Here is a 3,621-nt window from a genome sequence, read left to right on the forward strand (position 1 = left end):
TATTAAAACGGGGAATTGGGAGTATTAAAAGGGCAAATTGGGAGTATTAAAACGGGGAATTGGGAGTATTAAAACGGGGAATTGGGAAACACGCCGATAAAGATTTTTTTTATCGGCTTAAATATTAAAACGGGGAATTGGGAGTATTAAGGCAACAAATTAGGAAAGCACATCAAAACACCATATAACGATAGCTAGCGAACTATTAAGTGGGTAAATTGGGAGTATTAAGTGGGTAAATTGTAGGTTTATCTACTCTTAATTTTAACGGAAAATTATAAAATTTTTCCGTTAAAATTATGCTATAATAAAAAATCCGCCTTGAGTTTTACTCTTGGCGGAAATTTATCAATCAAGGCTAACTATGAAACAACATAGTAAGCGTTTTGTGAAATTATATCTAAATTTTAGGTTTTTTAAACTTAAAATCGAAGTATTTTTTTAGCAAAACCGCAGGGGCTTTTTAGCCCCTTGCCTTGATTGTCTTACTTTAGGATATGCAAATGAGTGAAATAGTTAAATATCATAATGATTTTAATAAAATTAAGTTACCTAGCTTTACAGAGCAAGAGCAAAATTTATTATGTTTTTTGCTTAAAAAAATAAAAGAAAAACAAAAAGATGAAGTAATTAAAATATATCCGAAAGACTTAATGGGTTTTTCAGAAAAAAACCTATCAAATAGAGAAATAACAGAGATTTTAAACTCTTTTGAAGAGAAATTTTTCAAAGCAGATTTTACAATAATTGTAAAAGATGAAGTTAGAAACTTAATCGGAAAAATGCGAGTAAATTTATTTAATAATTTTGTAATATGGAAAAAAACTTGCACTGATTGGGATATGGAAATAGGCGATGGGCTTTTTTGGCAGGAATTCACTTGTATAGATATTGAAATTAATAAGCATTTTGAATACCTTGTTAATCAACTCACAGCTAATTTTACATCTTTTGAATTAGCAGAATTTATCGCATTAAGCGGTAAATATACAAAAACTCTTTATAGACTTTTAAAACAATATAGAACAACGGGAAAAGCTTATTTTGAGTGGGAAGAGTTTAAAAGAATTATGGATATATCCGAAAAAATGAGAATGTGCGATATTGACAAAGATATCATCAAACCTGCTATAAAAGAACTAACAAAAGAACGCACCTTGTTTGATCAGGTGCGTGTCCCTTTTAAAAATTTAGCTTTTGAGAAAAAGAAAATCAAAGCTAGGGGGCGGGGCGGAAAAGTTGTAGGTATTGAATTTACCTTTAAACCTGAAAACATTGCAATACAAAAAATTGAAAATGAAGCGATAGAAAATGCAAGCGATGAAGAAAAAATCTTAATGACTTGCAATAACTTGTGTCAATCTAAAATTAGATTTAAATACGAGGATAAAATTTACCAAAGTAACTCTTTTGATTTTTACAATTTTATTTTTAACGCGGTGGAGTTACAAGAAGATAAAGACGGGAATTTAATCCCATATGAAATTAGAGTTTTTAGATGCAAAAATGAAGAAGACTTTTTTAAATTAATTAAATTATTTACAAGCAATATCTATTGAATTACTTTCTCCCTTTTTTCTTTTTATTTGAGCTTGCCGAAAATAAAAAGCAAACTAGCCCTTAATCTTTAAGGTGACTAGTTTGCAAATTAGTCACCCTTAAAAGAGTGCTAATTTGTTTTTCAAAAATATTTAGTTATAATATCACAAGTTCTATTATAACCACATTTTTGAAAAAAAGGGGAGCAATTATGGAAACAAATAAGACAGAAATTAACATAAAAGAAGAAAGAAAATTAATATCAGAAATGAATAAAATTTATACAGATATAACCAAGCTTGAATCTCAAATAAAATTTTTGTGTTTAAAATTAGAAAGCAAACAAAAAAGACTTAATGAAATTAAAGAAAAATTTGCTTCAAGTGTAGCTCAAAATGGGACAAATATCTAGTATTAATTTTAAAAAATCTAATCCTATACAAACACAGCATAACGATAGAAGATTGCCACCGAGTTATTTAATCGGTGGCGAGGTAGAATGCAATCTTAATCACGAAGAAGCTTTGGCGTTAAAAAATGAAATTGTTAAAAATGCTATTGAAGCTTACACGAAAAATACTAAACAAAAATTTCAAGCAAAAAGCTATGAATGGAGTGCGGTAGTTAATATTAAACCTGATACTACAATGAGTGATTTAGAAAAACTTGCAGAATATTTTCAAAAAATACACGGCTTTCAATGTTATCAAATCGCAATACATCGCGATGAAGGATATATTAACGAGCAAGGCGAGAAAGTAATCAATCATCACGCACATATGGAGTTTATTACTCTTGATAGAGAAACGGGAAAAAATAGACAAAGAGATTTAGACAAAACAAGATTAAGGGGAATTCAAACTGCGGTTTCAAATATTTTAGAAATGGAGCGCGGAGTAGATAAAAGAAAGAGTGGAGTAAAACGCATAGAGCCGAGAGCCTATGCGGTTTTAAAAGAGAAAGAAAAAAAGGGGAAAAAGCAAGAGCTTTTAAACAAAAAAGAATACACGCAAATTATTGAAAATTTTAGAAAAGAGCAAATCGGAAAGGGCTTTGATAAAGATTTTTTCAAAGACCTTTCTAACTTAAAAAAGAACTTCCAAGAAGTTAATGAAGCTAGCTTAAGCGAGCTTTTAAACGAAATTTTACTTAGACACCAAAAACAAGAAAAAGAATACCAAGAAAAAATAGAAAAATTAGAAAAACAAGTGCAAAATCAAGAACTAAAAAACCAAAACGAAAATCTAAAATCTTTGGTAGAAAAAGTTACAAATAGAGAGTTAAAAGAACTAGATTTGTTAATGATGAGTAAGCCAAAAGAAACTGCTAAGGAATATGTGGAAAGTCTTGTAAAAACAGCAAAAAGAACTTTAGAGAGCGTTTTTACAAAACCATACAAAGAGTTTATAACTAATTTAGGAAACTTGCTTAATTTTAAGGACTTAAAATATGATACCCCTATAAATGAGCTAGAACGCTATTTAAACGCAAAAACGACTAAAAACGAGCAAACTATCGAACAAAATCAAGAAAACGCGTTAAAACGCGAAATTGAGCTTAAAAACGAGCATAATAAAAGAATACAAGAATTACAAGAAGTATTTCAACCGACTATCGAAGCTTGGAAAGGTTACACAACTGATTTTAAAAATAAAGAAAATGCAGAGAGAGCAAAAAGGTCTCACGATAAGCTAGAAAAGCTATATAATCTTAATTTTACTGATTATACAAATGCAAATTTTAAAACAAATTATAATCAAGCAATAACAAAATTTGGGCTAGAAAAAGTTACAAATGAGAAAAAACAAGATAAAGGCTTTTCAAGATAAAACACCTTTTCCCTTTTCTCTAAACAAAACGCACCTTATAGGTGCTATGTTTTGTGTAAATGGGGTGCGGGGTTGTGAAGTTGCCTAGAGCAACGAACGAACAAAAACCCCGCCCTATTGTATATAAAATAATAAATTTATTTATTTACGCGTGTGCGTGCGTATGCGTATGCGTGCGTTTTTTAAATTTTTTTAAATTTTTTATATATTTTTAGGGGGCTTTCAAACGCCTATGTGATGGGAGCTAGCGAAA

The 3,621-nt window shown here is 29.8% G+C and carries 3 protein-coding genes; all 3 read left to right on the forward strand.

The features are described from left to right. Window positions 1-503 precede the first annotated feature (503 nt). The 3 genes from CPEL_RS08645 to CPEL_RS09615 all read left to right on the forward strand — a co-directional run bounded on the left by CPEL_RS08645 (window position 504) and on the right by CPEL_RS09615 (window position 3,368). A complete protein-coding gene (locus tag CPEL_RS08645) occupies window positions 504-1,559 on the forward strand; it encodes a plasmid replication protein B (protein WP_044599645.1) in 1,056 nt (351 codons plus the stop codon). Between the two features lie 191 nt (window positions 1,560-1,750). Then, window positions 1,751-1,951 (forward strand): hypothetical protein, encoded by a 201-nt coding sequence (locus tag CPEL_RS08650; protein ID WP_044599646.1) that lies wholly within the window; start codon window positions 1,751-1,753, stop codon window positions 1,949-1,951. Then, window positions 1,935-3,368, forward strand: a complete 1,434-nt coding sequence (locus CPEL_RS09615) for a V-type ATP synthase subunit I domain-containing protein (RefSeq protein ID WP_065757285.1) — start codon at window positions 1,935-1,937, stop codon at window positions 3,366-3,368. The genes CPEL_RS08650 and CPEL_RS09615 overlap by 17 nt, the downstream gene beginning before the upstream one ends. The last annotated feature ends 253 nt before the right edge of the window (window positions 3,369-3,621 follow it).

This window comes from Campylobacter peloridis LMG 23910 (genome assembly GCF_000816785.1).
GTDB lineage: Bacteria > Campylobacterota > Campylobacteria > Campylobacterales > Campylobacteraceae > Campylobacter_D > Campylobacter_D peloridis.

Bases quoted from the DNA above. Each gene is read 5' to 3' on its own strand.
- CPEL_RS08650 (WP_044599646.1), top strand. From the start codon at position 1,751: ATGGAAACAAATAAGACAGAAATTAACATAAAAGAAGAAAGAAAATTA.
- CPEL_RS08645 (WP_044599645.1), top strand. From the start codon at position 504: ATGAGTGAAATAGTTAAATATCATAATGATTTTAATAAAATTAAGTTA.
- CPEL_RS09615 (WP_065757285.1), top strand. From the start codon at position 1,935: ATGGGACAAATATCTAGTATTAATTTTAAAAAATCTAATCCTATACAA.